A 15,092-nucleotide genomic window follows, 5' to 3' on the forward strand; every position below is an offset into this window, starting at 1 on the left:
GGGACTGGCGCAACGCCGCATTAGCGGGCAATCTATGTACATAGGACACCGCAAATTCCGGCCGGGTGATCCCCGGCTTTCACCCATTATCGAGACTGCTGCAATGACTTCGACTTCACTTCGCCGGCCACTCGTCCGCCTCGCCACCCTGTGTGGCGTCGTGGGCGCGCTGGCGGCACCTCTGGCGGCGGCCGACGACCTGCCCCGGGGCCACTACCTGCTGCCCGAAGAAGGCGACCTGATCGGTGAGGTCTACACCGTCGAAGCCGACGAGGAAGACACCCTCATCGATATCGGACACGAGCACGGCATCGGCTTCAACGCCATCACCCGCGCCAACCCCGACATCAGCATCTGGTATCCCGGCGAGGGTACCGAAGTGACCATCCCGGCCCAGTTCATCCTGCCCGATGCACCGCGCAACGGCATCGTGGTCAACGTGGCCGAGATGCGCCTCTACTACTACCCCCCGGCCAAGGAAGGCGAGCCGCGTACGGTGCAGACCTACCCGATCGCTGTGGGCCGCATGGACTGGAAGACGCCGCTGGGCTCCACCACCATCACCCAGATGGTCAAGAATCCGTCCTGGTATCCTCCTGCCTCCATTCGCCGCGAACACGCCGAGGCCGGCGACCCCTTGCCCGGCGTGGTGCCGCCCGGACCCGACAACCCCATGGGCACGCGCAAGATGCGCCTGGGCATCCCCGGCTACCTGATCCACGGCACCAACAAGCCCGAGGGCGTCGGCATGCGCGTCACCCACGGCTGCATCCGCATGCTGCCCGACGATGTAGAGAATCTGTTCGATCAAGTCGCGGTGGGCACCCGTGTCCGACTGGTCAACGAACCGCTGAAGCTCGGCTGGTCCGACGAGCACCTCTATGTCCAGGCCTACCCCTACCTCGACGAAGAAGAAGGCGCGCCGATCGAGGACATGACCGCCGCTATCGAGGAGGTCGAGGCCGCCGTCAAGGACAAGGACTACGACGTCGACTTTGCGCGCCTGCGTAGCGCCATGGAGACGCCCAGCGGCCTTCCGGTCGCCATGCAGACCACCACCCCGGCAGAACCCAAGCCGCTGCCTGGCAGCCTCTATGACCATATCGAGTTGATCGCCGACGAGCCTGCCCTGCTGGGACAGGTCAGCCACGAAGGCTGAACCGGCGACCACAGGCACCACATCAAGCACGTGACGTGCACGGCGCCCCGACAGGGGCGCCTTTTTTTGGCGCCAACATTTCCAGAGCGAGCCTCGTCGGCATGGTGGCGACACCTTGATCCAGCTCAAACGACGCATCCGCAGCAGTCAGTGGTCAGGCAGAGGAGAGGCAGCCGTCAGGCAGAGGAGAGGCAGCCGTCAGGCAGAAGAGAGGCAGCCGTCAGGCGACAAGCGACAGGACAGGCAGCCGTCAGGCAGAGGAGAGGCAGCCGTCAGGCGACAAGCGACAGGACAGGCAGCCGTCAGGCAGAGGAGAGTCAGCCGTCAGGAGACAAGCGACAGGACAGGCAGCCGTCAGATGAAGGAACAGGCAGCGGTCAGACGATTGGCTGGCAGCTCCCGCCCACCATCAATCGTCATGCAATGATCACACGCCACAAACGACTGAGGCCCCACCTTTCGGTGGGGCCTCAGCCTATCGTTTCATGACCTGGACGACCTGATTTCGATGAAACCCTGACGTCCTGTCGTTCAATCCCGCGAACGGGATGCGAAACGATTACTTGCGCATGGAGCGCTCGAACATGCGGTTCATCTCTTCGCGGTTCTGCTGAGACAGCTGCAGGGCCGCTTGAGCGTCACGCTGTGCCTGGTTGGCAGTGTTCTGAGCCTGAGTGGCGATGCTGCGAGCTTCTGCAGCGTCGGCCTGAGCGGACTCAGCGGTCATGCGGACTTCTTCCAGAGCGCTGGAAGAAGCACAGCCAGCCAGAACGGCCAGAGAAGCGGCGGCGGCGGTCAGCTTCAGGGTAGTCTTCAGAGTCATGGTGTTCTCCTTGAGTCTTCCTTGGTACTGCGTTGGTGACAGTAACATACCCGATCAGGGTATGTATCCATCAGGCTTCCTGCAAAGGCAGGCCTTTCTTGCAGCGACTTGTGCTGCTAAGCACAGGAGTCAAACGCTGTTTTATAATACACAACGGCGCTTGTCCATAGTCTTGAACGTCCCTTGCGCCCCTAAAGACTAGCGGATGACGACGCGAGTGCCAACATCAATCAAGCCGGAAAGTTCCCGAATTTCATGATTGGTCACGGCGACACATCCGTTGGTCCAGTCAAAGTTGCGATGGATGTCCATGTCCCCATCGCCGACTCCGTGTATGCCGATATAACCGCCCAGGATCGTCTGCTGGGGCGGGCTACGATGCCGGCGATAGTAGTCGAAATAGTCGTCGTAATCCTGCTGACTGTACAGCCCCGTCTCCAGCGCCATCCTGGCGTGGGTGGGCGTCGGATAGTCCAGGCCGATGAAGATGTCGAACTTGCTGTCGAAGTTGAAGCGATTGACGTGGAACTCGCCTCTTGGCGTGGTCTTGTCGCCCATGACCCGCTGGGACTTGGCGCCCCCTCTACCGACCGAAATCGGTGAGTATCGAGCCAGCTCCACCCCCCCGCGATACACCGTCAGGCGAGAGTCCTGGTTATCGATCAGGACCCAGATCTCGCTGGAGGAGTCCGGGACAATGGCACGGCGAAGCTGGTCCTCCACCATGTCCATGCTGGCACTGACACCCAGAGGGAGTAGCAGCATGGCACCAAGTATCATTTGGATGAAACGGCGACGTTGACTCTGGGCGAACATGGATAAACTCACTGTGAATAAACGAAAACATCTGTGACGCAGTGTAATCCCGATTCTGCGGAACTTCACGCGGAACCTGGCCGATTTCACGGCAGGCAAACGAGCTCTGTCGCAGCTATCAAACGACGGCGCACAGAAGCGTCGCCGGCCGACGACACTCTGCCTTTACCATTCCTCACTGGTCTGGCGTAAGGCGGCGATCTCGACCTTGGCCGCCTCGAGGCAATGCTGCAATTCCTGCCCCAGATCCGCCTGCCGGTCCACGGCAATTACCCCGGACAATGCCGGCGAGCGAAGTCGACTCGCACCGTCATCGCCGTGCAGCGCCTCGAGATGACCGATGACACGGTATAGCCAACTGCTGCCGTCGCGGGCCAGCTCACGTAGCCGATGAACCTCGGCCACGGCGGGTGGGTCATCACCCAGCAACAGGCTTCGCCAGTCATGTTCCGCCAGATGCGCATGCTCGCAGACGTCGCGCAGCAGGGCGTCGATCGCCAGCTCGAACAACGCCAGGGCGCCCTCCTCGCTGGCCCTCTTTCTGGCGCCCTGGTGCTCGTCGTCACCCGGCGCCACGTCCAGCAGCAACTGCGCCTGATACAACAACTGATTGGTGCGGGCCCGCGGTGTCACTTGCGCTTGTCCTCCACCACCCACTTGTTACCGTCCCAGCTCGCCTTCCAGCCACTGGCCTTGCCATTGTCCCCGTCGGTCATCACGAACTGCTCCTTGAGCTTGCGCGAGAAACGAATCTGAGCCGGGCGCCCATCCGGGTCCTGGTCCGGCGCATCGAGCAGGTAGTGGTACTTCTCCGGCAGCTCGTCGGCGTGGGGCTTCAGTTCCTTGACCAGAGGCGGACGGGTCTCCCGGTTCTTCGGGAACTTGCTGGCGGCCAGGAACAGCCCGCTGGCGCCATCGCGCAGCACGTAGTGGTCTTCCACCTTCTGGCAGGCCAGCTCCGGCATCGGAATCGGATCCATCTTGGGCGGAGCCACTTCACCGTTGCGCAACAGCTTGCGGGTATTCTTGCAGCTGTCACTGGTGCAGCCGAAGTACTTGCCGAAGCGCCCGGACTTGAGCTGCATCTCGGAGCCGCACTTGTCACACTCGATGACCGGGCCGTCGTAGCCCTTGATGCGGAACTTGCCCTGTTCGATCTTGTAGCCGTCACAGTCGGGGCTGTTACCGCAGATATGCAGCTTGCGCCCTTCATCGATCAGGTAGCTGTCCATGGCGGTGGAACACACCGGACAGCGTTCCTTGGCACGCAAGGCATCGGTCTCGGCTTCTTCGCCGGCATCGGCGGCGACAGCTTCTTCACCCGGCAGCAGGTCGATGGTGGTCTTGCAGCGCTCCTTGGGCGGCAGGTTGTAGCCACTGCAGCCGAGGAAGACACCGGTCGAGGCGGTACGAATCTGCATCTTGCGCCCGCAGGTGGGGCAGTCGATATCGGTGGGTACCGGCTGATTTGGCCGCATCCCCTCGTCGCTCTCGGCCTTGGCCAGCTCCCCGCGAAACTCCTGATAGAAAGCGTCGAGCAGCTCACGCCAGCTACGCTCGCCCTCGGCGATCTCGTCGAGGCTATCCTCCATGCGCGCGGTGAAGGAGTAGTCCATCAGGTCGGGGAACGACTCCTTGAGTCGCTCGGTGACGATGTCGCCCAGCTTCTCGGCGTAGAACCGTCGGTTCTCGAGCTTGACGTAACCACGATCCTGGATGGTGGAGATGATGGCGGCGTAGGTCGAGGGGCGACCGATGCCGCGCTTCTCCAGTTCCTTGACCAGGCTGGCTTCGGTGTAACGGGCCGGCGGCTTGGTGAAGTGCTGCCTGGGGTCCAGCGCGTCGAGGTGCATCGGGGTGCCCTCGCCCAGATCCGGCAGCGCCTGATCCTCTTCCTTGCGCCCCATGGGGGTCATCACTCGGGTGTAGCCATCGAACTTGAGCACCCGGCCCTTGGCCTTGAGCTCGTAGCCGTCCACCACCACGCTCAGGGTCGACGACAGGTATTCCGCCGGGGTCATCTGGCAGGCGACAAACTGCCGCCAGATCAGTTCGTACAAGCGCTCGGCATCCCGCTCCATGCCCGCCAGGTCGGTCGAGCGACGGGACACCTCGGACGGCCGGATGGCTTCGTGAGCCTCCTGGGCGCCTTCCTTGCTGGAATAGCGGTTAGGGGCTTCGGGCAGGTAGCGATCGCCGAACTCCTCACCGATATAGTCACGCACGCTCTCCACTGCCTCGCGGGACAGGTTGGTCGAGTCGGTACGCATATAGGTGATGTAGCCCGCCTCGTAGAGCCGCTGGGCCAGGGTCATGGTCTTCTTCACCGAGAACCCCAGCCGGCCACTGGCGGCCTGCTGCAGCGTCGAGGTGATGAAGGGGGCGTTGGGCTTGGACCGGGTCGGCTTGTCTTCCCGCGAGGTGATCGCAAGACTGGCCTTGCGCAGCGCAGCGATGCGCTCGAGGGTCTCGCTCTCGCTGGTGGGCCTGAACGTCTTGCCATCCTGACGTACCAGCTCGAAGCGGATGGCCTCGCCGTCCGGCGTCACCAGGTCGGCATGAACGTCCCAGAATTCCTCGGGCACGAAGGCGCGAATCTCGCTTTCGCGCTCGCTGATCAGGCGCATGGCCACCGACTGGACACGACCGGCCGAGAGCCCGCGGGCTACCTTGGCCCACAGCAGCGGCGACAGCATGAAGCCCACCACACGATCGAGGAAGCGGCGAGCCTGCTGGGCCTCGACCCTGGGCATGTTCAGCTGACCGGGGTCGGTGAAGGCTTCCTGGATGGCATTCTTGGTGATCTCGTTGAACACCACCCGGCGATAGCGTTGCTCGTCCCCACCGATGGTCTCGCGAAGGTGCCAGGCGATGGCTTCCCCTTCGCGGTCCAGATCGGTCGCGAGATAGACGGTGTCGGCTTTCTCCGCCAGCTTCTTGAGCTCGGCCACGACCTTTTCCTTGCCCGGCAGGATCTCGTAGTTGGCCTGCCAGCCATGGTCAGGGTCGATACCCATGCGTCGTATCAGCTGGCTATGCGCCTTCTGCTGCTTGTAGACCGCCTTTTCCTCAGCCGACATCTTGCGCGTCGCGGCCGCCTGGCGAGCCCGCTCCTTGGGATCGGAAGCCGCCTTGCCAGAGCCGCTGGTCGGAAGATCACGGATGTGACCCACGCTCGACTTCACGATGAACTCGTTGCCGAGGTACTTGTTGATCGTCTTCGCCTTGGCGGGCGACTCGACGATGACCAGAGACTTGCCCATAGTACTCCACAGTAGTCAGGGCGCCGCGCTCCTTGGCGAACGCCAGTATGTGCCACTCCCGCCGATGGTGGACGGGAAAAATGCGCTTACCCTAACCCAGCGCCGAACGTCGCGCCAGTCACATCGGTTCGAGCCCCAGGCAGGCTAGACGCATGCCCAGTCGTTTCCCCACGACTGACGCCCTGGCGTCCACCTGACATCGCCAAGAGACTAGCCCTTACCTCGACGGCCGACAAGCCGCCCCTCAGAACCGACTTGCCCCTGCACGAAGCAGGGGCAAGCGGAATGGTCGATGTCTCACACTCGATCATCGAAGGCGGTCAGGCGCTTGACTAGCGCTTGCGCCGCTGCCCTCGGGGCGATCCAGTGCTGCGCCGACGGGTCGCTGCAGGCGCCTTCTCGGCGTCATTGCCTCCCTCGCGAGAGGCTGGCGTGGCGGCCTGGGCAGCCTTGGGCTCGGCCTCAGCCACAGGCTTGGTCTCGACCTCAGGCTTGGCCTCAGGTTTGGCCTCAGTTTTAGCGTCAGCCGCCGGTTTGGTCTCGGGCTTGGCCTCAGGTTTAGTTTCAGCCGCCGGCTTGGACTCGGGCTTGGTCTCGGGCTTGGCCTCGGTTTTAGCGTCAACCGCAGGCTTGGGCTCGGGCTTCGCCTCAGGTTTAGTTTCAGGCTTCGCTTCGGCAGCCGGCTTCGCCTCGGTCCTCGCCTGGGCCTTTGCCGCAGGCGCATCAGCAGGCTCGGCGTCGGCCATGGGCGCGGCCTGGGCCTGCCCTTCGACGCGGGAAGCTTCGCTTGCAGATTGACGAGTGCCGCGCTTGGCTGACGTGCCGCTAGCCGGCGACGTCTTGGCGCTGCTGTTACCACTGGCCCCACCACTGCGGCGGGCCGTACGACGCGTTGCCGGACGGGCCTTGCCAAACAGCGCCTTGATACGCTCGAAACGAGCGGCGGCGTGCTCGCTGAGCTCACCGCTGGCCGCCAGTACATGCTCGATATGCTCGATATGGCCGTCGATCGTCTTGGCATCGAGCCCCTTGAGCAGCTCGGGAATGGCCTCCAGCGCAGCCTCACGATCCTGCTTCAGGATAAAGAACTGATCGCGCATCAGATGCTTGAAGTCTTCCAGCCGCAGCTCCGGCTCAAGCTCGCTGCGTGACGCCTGCAGGCGGCGGAAATTGCGGCCATCGGTAGCAGGAGCACCACCCAGCACGAAGATCACCGAGCGCATCACGGCCTCGTGGGCGCCGCCTTGCGCCACCTGCTCGCGCACCTCCTGCTGGCGACGCTGGATAAAGCGACGACGCTCCGGCTCGGAGCCAGGCACCTGACGCTCACCCTCCACGGCGCCTTTCAGCCCCACCAGCGACTGCAACAGCGGCTGACCATAGAGGTCAAGGAAGGCCTTCTCGAGGGCGCGATCGCGCAGTACCCGCCAGGCATCCAGACTCCGCGAGATCAGGCTCGACCCGATGTCCTCATACACTCGGAAGATGTTGTCATCACCGAGTTCATGACGATGCTTGCGCACCGACTCCGCCATCACCGGCAACGACGACATCATCGGATTACGATCGGACAGCAGGCGATAGCCCATGCGATTGGGGTGCATCTTGCGCATCCAGCGAGCCGACTCGGGTGTCGACACGGCACGAATCCAGGGTTGCAGGAACTGACGATAGAGCCCCAGATTGATCTCCGAGACCCTGGCCACCGTGGCGAAACGCAGCTCGTCCTCGGGGCTATGCTTGACCACCTGATTCAGGTCGTCGAGGTCCCGGGTAGAGAACTCCAGCAGGTAGTCCCGCTCGATCAATTCGGCGTCGGGCCGCTCGCTGGCCTTGGACACCGTGGTCTCGTAGAGCCCCGGCGGCAGCACGTCGATGTAGTCCATGTTGGCGGTGAACTCGGCGTGTTCCTTGCGCGAGACGCTGCCGGAAACGAAGATGCCGAGGTGGCCGGTCTTGTCATGGACGCAGTAGACGATGGTCTGCTCGTTGGCGATGATGTCGTCGACGCCGTCGTAGAGATCACGCACCCAGCCAAGCGCCTGAGGCGGCGGCGTGATGTCATCACCTTGTGAGCAGAACACCACCACCGGGGAGCGCACGTTGCGAAGATCGATACGGCGCCCGTCGGACGTCACAAGCTGGGCCGTGGACAGGCGATTGCCGACAAACAGGTTGTCGACGATGTACTGGATCTCTTCTCCACCCAGCACCACATGGCCGCCCCACCAGCGCTCGAACTGAAGATAGCGATCGGCTTCGGTATCGACATGGGCGTACAGGTTGTACTGCTTGTCCCACCAGGTGTTGGCCGGATTGAGGCGTTCGAAGTTCTGCACCAGCCAGGCCCCGTCGAACAGGCCATCGCCCATGTCCGAGAGCATATGGGTGGCCCAGCTGCCGCCGGTCATGCCGCCGGTATAGCGCATCGGCGCCTTGCCGCGCTCCCCGGCCCAGTAGGACAGCGGTGCACCGGCGATCAGGATCGGTCCGAACAGCTCGGGCTCGAGCGCTGCCGCCATCATGATCTGCCAGCCCGCCTGACAGTTGCCCACGACCATCGGTTTTTCGCTATCGGGATGCAGCTCCGCGACGTGGCGCAGGAAGGTGACCTCGGCTTCAACCACGTCCTCGACCCGCTGCCCCGGGACGGGATAGGGCATGAAGGCGATGAAGTAGCAGGGATGGCCGGCGCGCAGTGCGATACCGATCTCGCTGTCGGGCTTGAAGCCACCGATACCCGGGCCATGCCCGGCGCGCGGGTCGACCACCACGAAGGGGCGTGCCAGTTCATCGGTCTCTACACCCTCGGGCGGGTGCACGCGCAAAAGCTCATAGTTGACGGGGCGAGGCAGGGTCTCGCCTTCCATCACGATGTCGGTATCGAAGCCAAGTACGGTGGGGCGGGTCTTCTCGATATGTTCGAGGTATTCGTTGCCGCGCTGGCGCATGACATCCCAGTAGAGGATGCTGCGCTCGACGCTGTCACGCCAGTAGTCGGCCGCGGCACGGCCGAAGCCGAAGGGGTCGAACAGTGGAGCAAAGGGTTCCGCCAGCGCGAACAGGGGCGCGGTGGCGCTTGGCATCAACGCATTCATATAGGCTCCCAGGGTTGCGTGATGCGCAGCAGGCGATCCTTGCGTCTGCGCACTTGTTGCAGTGCAATATAGCGCAATAATGCAGGTACTGCGAAGCCCCCTCCTTTCGGAGCTGCACATCGTGTAGGAGATTCACTGTAGAGCGGGTACGCTCAAAAACACAACGCCCGGCAATGCCGGGCGTTGTGGGTAGCTGAAATACCGCTTTCGCTCTACTTCACTTCGATACCGTGTGCCTGCTGATCGGCATGGTAGGACGAGCGCACCAACGGGCCGGAAGCCACGTGGGTGAAGCCCATGGCGCGCCCCTGCTCGGCGAACCAGTCGAACGTGGACGGCGGCACCCAGCGATCCACCGGCAGGTGATTGCGAGACGGCTGCATGTACTGCCCCAGGGTCAGCATGTCCACGTCGTGGGCACGCAGGTCGCGCATCACCTCGATGACCTGCTCGTCGGTCTCGCCGACACCCAGCATCAAGCCAGACTTGGTCATCACTTCGGGACGGCGCGCCTTGTAGCCCTTGAGCAGGTCCAGCGACCACTGATAGTCGGCCCCCGGCCGCACCTTGCGATACAGACTCGGCACCGTCTCCAGGTTGTGGTTGAAGACGTCGGGCGGCGTGGTCTCGAGGATGTCCAGCGCCACCTCCATGCGACCACGAAAGTCCGGCACCAGTACCTCGATCTCGATGCTCGGGCTATCACGACGAATCTCGCGGATGCAGTCGACGAAGTGCTGGGCACCGCCGTCACGCAGATCGTCACGGTCGACGGAGGTCACCACCACATAGTTCAGGCGCATCTCGGCGATGGCCTCGGCCAGTTCGCGCGGCTCGCGCTCGTTCAGGGCGTTGGGACGCCCGTGAGCCACATCACAGAACGGGCAGCGGCGGGTACAGATATCGCCCATGATCATGAAGGTGGCGGTACCGCCGTTGAAGCACTCGCCCAGGTTGGGGCATGAGGCTTCCTCGCAGACGGTGTGCAGGCCATGACGTCGCAGGGTCTCCTTGATACGGGTGACTTCCTTGGACACCGGCATGCGTACCCTGAGCCAGTCCGGCTTGCGCGGAATCTCCTCCGTGGGGATCACCTTGACCGGGATCCGCGCCACCTTGTCGGCGCCGCGAAGCTTCACTCCCCTTTCGCTGCGGGCGTTCTTCTTGGCCTTGGCGGCGGCGGCCGCCGCCTGGATGGCGGAACTGTCTGTCATTTCACTGTCCTGTGAGGATCGCTCGGGAGACACGTTGCTGTGACGGCCTTCGGCGTGCCCTGTGCGATCAGTCAAAATTGTGGGCGTCGAGCACTCCCGGCAAGCCGGGGCGCTCGATCAGTTCGCGTTGTCCCAGTCGCGTCGCCAGCGTGCGCAATAGCCGACGCGCTTCGGCTTCCATGTCCAGCCTCGAAGAGACCAGATCGGCCAGCCGGGTCATCTCGAGTCCAGCGTAGCCACATGGGTTGATAAACGAAAATGGCGTGAGATCGACCTCGAGATTGACCGCGATGCCATGAAAACTGGCACCCCGTCGAATCCTCAACCCCAGTGAGGCAATCTTGCGTTCACCGACGTACACGCCAGGCGCGTCAGGCCGGGCGCTTGCCTCGATGCCATGCTCGCCCAGGGCATCGACCACGCTGTCTTCCAGCGCACTGACGAGGTCTCGGACCCCCAGTCTGGCACGCTTGACATCGATCAGCGGGTACAGCACAAGCTGACCCGGGCCGTGGTAGGTCACCTGCCCGCCGCGATCGGTCTCCACCACCGGAATCTCGCCCGGCATCAACAGGTGCTCGGGCTTGCCTGCCTGGCCCTGGGTGAACACCGGCGGGTGCTGGACCACCCAGATCTGGTCAGGCGTATCGCCATCTCGGGTGTCGGTCAGTTCGCGCATCGCCTGCCACACTGGCCGATAGGGCTTGAGCCCCAGATGATAGACGTCGATCGCCTCCATCACACCACCATGTGCACGCGGCCTGTGGCCTTGAGTTCGTCGAACAGCGCCTTGAGCTGGGCTTCACCGGTGGCGCGCATGGTCAACCGCACCGACTGGAAGCGCCCGTTGCGACTGTCGACCACCTCGAGGCTGCTGCCCTCGAAGGTAGGATCATGGCGATGCACGATCTGGCTGACGGTGGCGGCGAAGTCCTCGGCAGCATCTCCGACCACCTTGATCGGATAGTCGCAGGGAAAGGTGATGGTGACATCCGCCGGATCCGGCCCTGCCTGGGTGCGCAGATCGCGAAAGGTCCTGTCGTTCATCCGATGCCCCTTACAATGGATACCCGAGTATTCTACTCAACCTTGGCATCACGACCAAGGACGCCGGCCGAGGCGGCTCACCTCGGCCGGCGTCACGGCGACCACAGGGCGCGCATTGACGCCAGGGCCGCACCACAGGGACGATCAGTCGAACCAGCCGCCGACCAGGTCGCTGAAGAACCGCTGGACCTTGTCGATCATGCGCTTGAACAGCCCACCCTGCTCTACCGCTTCCAGCGCCACCAGGTCACGCTCGCCGACCACCTCGTCCCCGAGGCGCACCTCCATGGTGCCGACCCGCTGGCCGGCGGCGATGGGTGCGGTCAAGCCACTGTCGATGTCCAGGCGCGCGGTGAGCTCGTCATTGCGGTTGCGCGGCACGGTCATGTAGACGCCATTGTCGACGCCCACCTTGAGCTCGTTGGTGCTGCCTTCCCACACCCGCGGCGTATTGAGTACGGCGCCACGGTCATACAGTTTCAGCGTCTCGTAGTAGCGGAAGCCATAGCTCAAAAGCTTCTGGGTTTCCTGGGCGCGGGCTTCTTCGGAGCTGGTCCCCATCACCACCGAGATCAACCGCATGTCATCACGCTGGCCCGAGGACACCAGGCAGTAGCCGGCCTCTTCGGTCCAGCCGGTCTTGAGGCCGTCGACGCTGGGGTCGCGCCACAACAGACGGTTGCGGTTGGCCTGTTCGATGCCGTTGTAGGTGAAGTGCTTCTGGCTGTAGATGGCGTAGTGTTCCGGGTAGTCCAGAATGATGTGCCTGGCCAGACGCATCAGATCCCGAGCCGAGGAGTAGTGATTCTCCGACGGCAGCCCGGTAGCGTTCTCGTAGTGGGTGTTCTCCATGCCCAGCTGGGTGGCGTGCTGGTTCATCAGGTCGGCAAAGGGGTCCTCGCCGCCGGCCAGATACTCGGACATGGCGACGCTGGCGTCATTGCCGGAGACGATGACGATACCGTGGAGCAGTTCCTCGACGGAGACACGAGTACCGACCTCGACAAACATCTTCGAGCCGCCGGTACGCCAGGCCTTCTCGCTGATCGGCACCATGTCGTCGGGCTGGATGTTGCCCCGATCAAGTTCACGTTCGACCAGGTACGCCGTCATCAGCTTGGTCAGGCTGGCCGGCGGCAGGCGCTGGTCAGAATTGTGCTCGGCCAGGACTCGTCCGCTGTTGGCGTCGATCAGGATCCAGGACTTGGCCGCCAGCTGAGGCGGTGCCGGGATCATGACCTGGGGCTCTGGCACGTCCGGTGTCGGCGAGTCGGGCTGCTGAGCACTCGTCAGGGGTGCCACCAGGGCCGCACATACAAAGGCCACGGGCAACCAGCGGCGAGTAAAGGATGACTTAGCGATCATGGTGAAATGTCTCGTTACAACAATCAGGGAAAGCGGTGATCAGGGCCACCGCACAATGCTTCCAACAGCCGGCCTCACTGGAACCGCCGGCATCGACCGGCCGGACGATCAGCGAGGCGTCGGCTGCACTTCGTCGACACCTAGCGAGCATCGACGACAAAGGTCTGCGCGAATCCCGCCTGGCGCAAGCGTTCGCGGACCGGCTCCGCCTGCCCGCGGCTCGCCAGCGGCCCGACCTGCACCTTGTGCAGACCGGCGGCGCTGGCCACACGCACCTGCTGATTCAACCGCGTCTCCAGATCCGCCTTGAGGTCTCGGGCGCTGTCCGCCGATCCCAGGGCTGCCACTTGAATATAGATGCCGGGAGTCCCGGCCGCGGGCGCCTGCGGGGCGCTCTGGCCTGCTGCCGGCGACGCGGCGGACGGCGCGCTGGGCGCCGCATTGGGTGCAGCACGGGCTGTAGTACTGGCTGTGGTACTGGCCGTAGTTCTGGTCCCAGTACTGGCCGCAGCGCTGACTGGCGCGGCGCGCACACCCCCGCTGACCGAGTCGCTCGACGCACCTGCGCCGCGACTGGCCTGCCACTGATCGGGATCGATCACGCTGACCCGCACCCGGCCCGTGCCATGGTCGAGAATATCGAGCCGCGCGGCCGCTGCGTAGGACAGATCGATCTCGCGGTCGTCGTGGAAGGGGCCGCGATCGTTGACTCGCACGATCACCGACCGCCCGTTGTCCAGGTTGGTCACCCGGGCGAAGGTCGGTAACGGCAGCGACTTGTGCGCCGCCGTCATCTTGTACATGTCATAGATCTCGCCGTTGGAGGTCGCGTAGCCGTGGAACTTCTGACCGTACCAGGAAGCGGTACCCTCGCGCTGATAGCCACTCGGGTCATCCAGCACATGGTAGGTCTTGCCCCACACCTCATAGGTCGAGCGGTTGCCGGCGCGTGAGCGTGGCTCGTCGCGCGGCACCGCGTCCGGCACCTGACTGACGTCCGGCGGCGTCTCGGGATAGGCGTCGCCGCTCATGGCATAGCGCCCACCCGCCGTCGCCCGCGAATCCTGAGGCGTCGCGGCCGCCTGCTGAGTGGTCTCCGGGGCGGTCCCGCCACCGCCGGCACAACCGGTCAGGGCCACCAGCAGCGACAGGGTCGGCAACAAGGGCGCGCGCAGGGTCATGAACTCACCTCCGTGTCCAGGGCATGCCACCACTGGGGCTTTCCCAGCGAGCGCACCTCGGCGATGGCCTCCGACAGTTCCGTGACCGCCATGGCGTAGAGGTGGCTGTGGTTATAGCGGGTGATCACGTAGAAGTTGGCCCCACCCAGGCGGTAGTGGGTGCTGCCGTCTTCCATGTCCAAAGCCAGCGGCACCACCTTGGCATCCCCCGGCAGCGGCTCCACCGGCTGGATGCCCTGGGCTTCCAGTTCGGCAACACGGGCGTAGGGCGGATCGGTGCGGTTGAAGCGAATCGAGGACGGCACCGAGCTGGGGCCTTCGGCCTCCCAGTACAGGGTGCCACCCGCCTGCCAGCGGTGCTCGGCGAAATAGTTGGCCACACTGCCGATGGCATCCACCGGATCGGTCCACAGGTTGCGCTGGCCGTCGTCGTTGAAGTCGACCGCGTAGGCCTGGTAGCTGGTGGGAATGAACTGGGGATAGCCCATGGCACCGGCGTAGGAGCCCTTCAAGGCTCCGGGATCGACGTTCTGCTGGTAGGCAATGTCGAGAAAGGCCTCGAGCTCCCCCTCGAAGAACTCACCGCGCCGGGGATGATGAAAGGCCAGCGTGGACAGCGAATCGAGCACCCGATGATCACCGGTGATACGCCCGTAGCGGGTCTCGACGCCGATAATCGCGGCGATTACCTCTGGCGGCACACCATAACGCGCTTCAGCGCGATCGAAGGCGTCACGATGGGCCTCGATAAAGGCCGCGCCCTCGTTGATGCGCTCTTCACCGAGGAAGATGCCACGATAGCGCTCCCAGGTCAGGTGATGCTCGGCGGCACCGCTCATGGCCTCCAGCACCGACGGCTGGAACTCTGCCCTGGCCATGGCGCGCTCCAGCCACTGGCGCGAGACGCCCTGGCGCTCGAGCCGATCCATCATCGCGTCGACCTCCGGCGAGGCGAAATCCTGCGCCTGGGCCGCCAGCGACAGCGAGGCCAGAAGCCCACACAACGCCGCGCCGAGGCCTTTCCTTCCCTGGACCAGGGGTACTGTCATCGATCTTCTCCCTTGGGGAACCCGCAGGCGCCGCCGCCCCTGCAAAGCCGGCAAGCGCTTCGCTCGCCGGCCCCACC

Annotated in this window: 12 protein-coding genes; 1 reads left to right on the top strand and 11 read right to left on the bottom strand. The window is 63.9% G+C overall.

Annotation, left to right across the window (positions count from 1 at the left end; genetic code table 11):
* Positions 1-103 precede the first annotated feature (103 nt).
* Positions 104-1,159, top strand: coding sequence for a L,D-transpeptidase family protein (locus tag KUV74_RS13400; RefSeq protein ID WP_108132833.1), 1,056 nt, complete (start codon positions 104-106; stop codon positions 1,157-1,159).
* A 559-nt stretch (positions 1,160-1,718) separates the two neighbouring features.
* Here KUV74_RS13400 and KUV74_RS13405 read toward each other — a convergent pair.
* From KUV74_RS13405 to mltB, 11 genes are all read right to left on the bottom strand, one after another.
* Positions 1,719-1,982, bottom strand: a complete 264-nt coding sequence (locus KUV74_RS13405) for an Lpp/OprI family alanine-zipper lipoprotein (RefSeq protein ID WP_045992670.1) — start codon at positions 1,980-1,982, stop codon at positions 1,719-1,721.
* A gap of 198 nt (positions 1,983-2,180) precedes the next feature.
* The gene (locus KUV74_RS13410; RefSeq protein ID WP_253028625.1) at positions 2,181-2,747 is read right to left on the bottom strand and encodes a murein L,D-transpeptidase family protein; all 567 of its coding nucleotides are present in this window, start codon (positions 2,745-2,747) and stop codon (positions 2,181-2,183) included.
* Positions 2,748-2,963: 216 nt separating this feature from the next.
* The gene (locus tag KUV74_RS13415) at positions 2,964-3,431 is read right to left on the bottom strand and encodes a DUF6586 family protein (RefSeq protein ID WP_222516571.1); all 468 of its coding nucleotides are present in this window, start codon (positions 3,429-3,431) and stop codon (positions 2,964-2,966) included.
* Complete coding sequence (gene topA / locus KUV74_RS13420) at positions 3,428-6,061, bottom strand: type I DNA topoisomerase (RefSeq protein WP_222516572.1); 2,634 nt, start codon at positions 6,059-6,061, stop codon at positions 3,428-3,430. Before topA ends, KUV74_RS13415 begins: the two co-directional genes overlap by 4 nt.
* A 332-nt stretch (positions 6,062-6,393) precedes the next feature.
* Positions 6,394-9,159: a DUF3141 domain-containing protein gene (locus KUV74_RS13425; protein WP_222516573.1), complete on the bottom strand. Its 2,766-nt coding sequence runs from the start codon at positions 9,157-9,159 to the stop codon at positions 6,394-6,396.
* A gap of 212 nt (positions 9,160-9,371) precedes the next feature.
* Positions 9,372-10,373, bottom strand: a complete 1,002-nt coding sequence (gene lipA / locus KUV74_RS13430; RefSeq protein ID WP_045992674.1) for a lipoyl synthase — start codon at positions 10,371-10,373, stop codon at positions 9,372-9,374.
* A 67-nt stretch (positions 10,374-10,440) separates the two neighbouring features.
* Positions 10,441-11,112: a lipoyl(octanoyl) transferase LipB gene (gene lipB / locus KUV74_RS13435; RefSeq protein WP_045992675.1), complete on the bottom strand. Its 672-nt coding sequence runs from the start codon at positions 11,110-11,112 to the stop codon at positions 10,441-10,443.
* Complete coding sequence (locus KUV74_RS13440) at positions 11,112-11,420, bottom strand: YbeD family protein (RefSeq protein ID WP_045992676.1); 309 nt, start codon at positions 11,418-11,420, stop codon at positions 11,112-11,114. The genes lipB and KUV74_RS13440 overlap by 1 nt, the downstream gene beginning before the upstream one ends.
* Positions 11,421-11,564: 144 nt before the next feature.
* Positions 11,565-12,785 carry a D-alanyl-D-alanine carboxypeptidase family protein gene (locus tag KUV74_RS13445; RefSeq protein ID WP_083970391.1) on the bottom strand — a complete coding sequence of 407 codons (1,221 nt, stop codon included), beginning with the start codon at positions 12,783-12,785 and terminating at the stop codon, positions 11,565-11,567.
* A gap of 140 nt (positions 12,786-12,925) precedes the next feature.
* The gene (locus KUV74_RS13450; protein WP_222516717.1) at positions 12,926-13,966 is read right to left on the bottom strand and encodes a septal ring lytic transglycosylase RlpA family protein; all 1,041 of its coding nucleotides are present in this window, start codon (positions 13,964-13,966) and stop codon (positions 12,926-12,928) included.
* The gene (gene mltB / locus KUV74_RS13455; protein WP_045992678.1) at positions 13,963-15,015 is read right to left on the bottom strand and encodes a lytic murein transglycosylase B; all 1,053 of its coding nucleotides are present in this window, start codon (positions 15,013-15,015) and stop codon (positions 13,963-13,965) included. The genes KUV74_RS13450 and mltB overlap by 4 nt, the downstream gene beginning before the upstream one ends.
* Between the last annotated feature and the right edge of the window lie 77 nt (positions 15,016-15,092).

It is taken from the genome of Halomonas sp. DP1Y21-3 (genome assembly GCF_019801245.1).
GTDB classification, from domain to species: Bacteria; Pseudomonadota; Gammaproteobacteria; order Pseudomonadales; family Halomonadaceae; genus Halomonas; species Halomonas litopenaei.

Bases quoted from the DNA above. Each gene is read 5' to 3' on its own strand.
- KUV74_RS13425 (WP_222516573.1), bottom strand. From the start codon at position 9,159: ATGAATGCGTTGATGCCAAGCGCCACCGCGCCCCTGTTCGCGCTGGCG.
- KUV74_RS13450 (WP_222516717.1), bottom strand. From the start codon at position 13,966: ATGACCCTGCGCGCGCCCTTGTTGCCGACCCTGTCGCTGCTGGTGGCC.
- lipA (WP_045992674.1), bottom strand. From the start codon at position 10,373: ATGACAGACAGTTCCGCCATCCAGGCGGCGGCCGCCGCCGCCAAGGCC.
- KUV74_RS13440 (WP_045992676.1), bottom strand. From the start codon at position 11,420: ATGAACGACAGGACCTTTCGCGATCTGCGCACCCAGGCAGGGCCGGAT.
- lipB (WP_045992675.1), bottom strand. From the start codon at position 11,112: ATGGAGGCGATCGACGTCTATCATCTGGGGCTCAAGCCCTATCGGCCA.
- mltB (WP_045992678.1), bottom strand. From the start codon at position 15,015: ATGACAGTACCCCTGGTCCAGGGAAGGAAAGGCCTCGGCGCGGCGTTG.
- topA (WP_222516572.1), bottom strand. From the start codon at position 6,061: ATGGGCAAGTCTCTGGTCATCGTCGAGTCGCCCGCCAAGGCGAAGACG.
- KUV74_RS13400 (WP_108132833.1), top strand. From the start codon at position 104: ATGACTTCGACTTCACTTCGCCGGCCACTCGTCCGCCTCGCCACCCTG.
- KUV74_RS13405 (WP_045992670.1), bottom strand. From the start codon at position 1,982: ATGACTCTGAAGACTACCCTGAAGCTGACCGCCGCCGCCGCTTCTCTG.
- KUV74_RS13445 (WP_083970391.1), bottom strand. From the start codon at position 12,785: ATGATCGCTAAGTCATCCTTTACTCGCCGCTGGTTGCCCGTGGCCTTT.
- KUV74_RS13410 (WP_253028625.1), bottom strand. From the start codon at position 2,747: ATGCTGCTACTCCCTCTGGGTGTCAGTGCCAGCATGGACATGGTGGAG.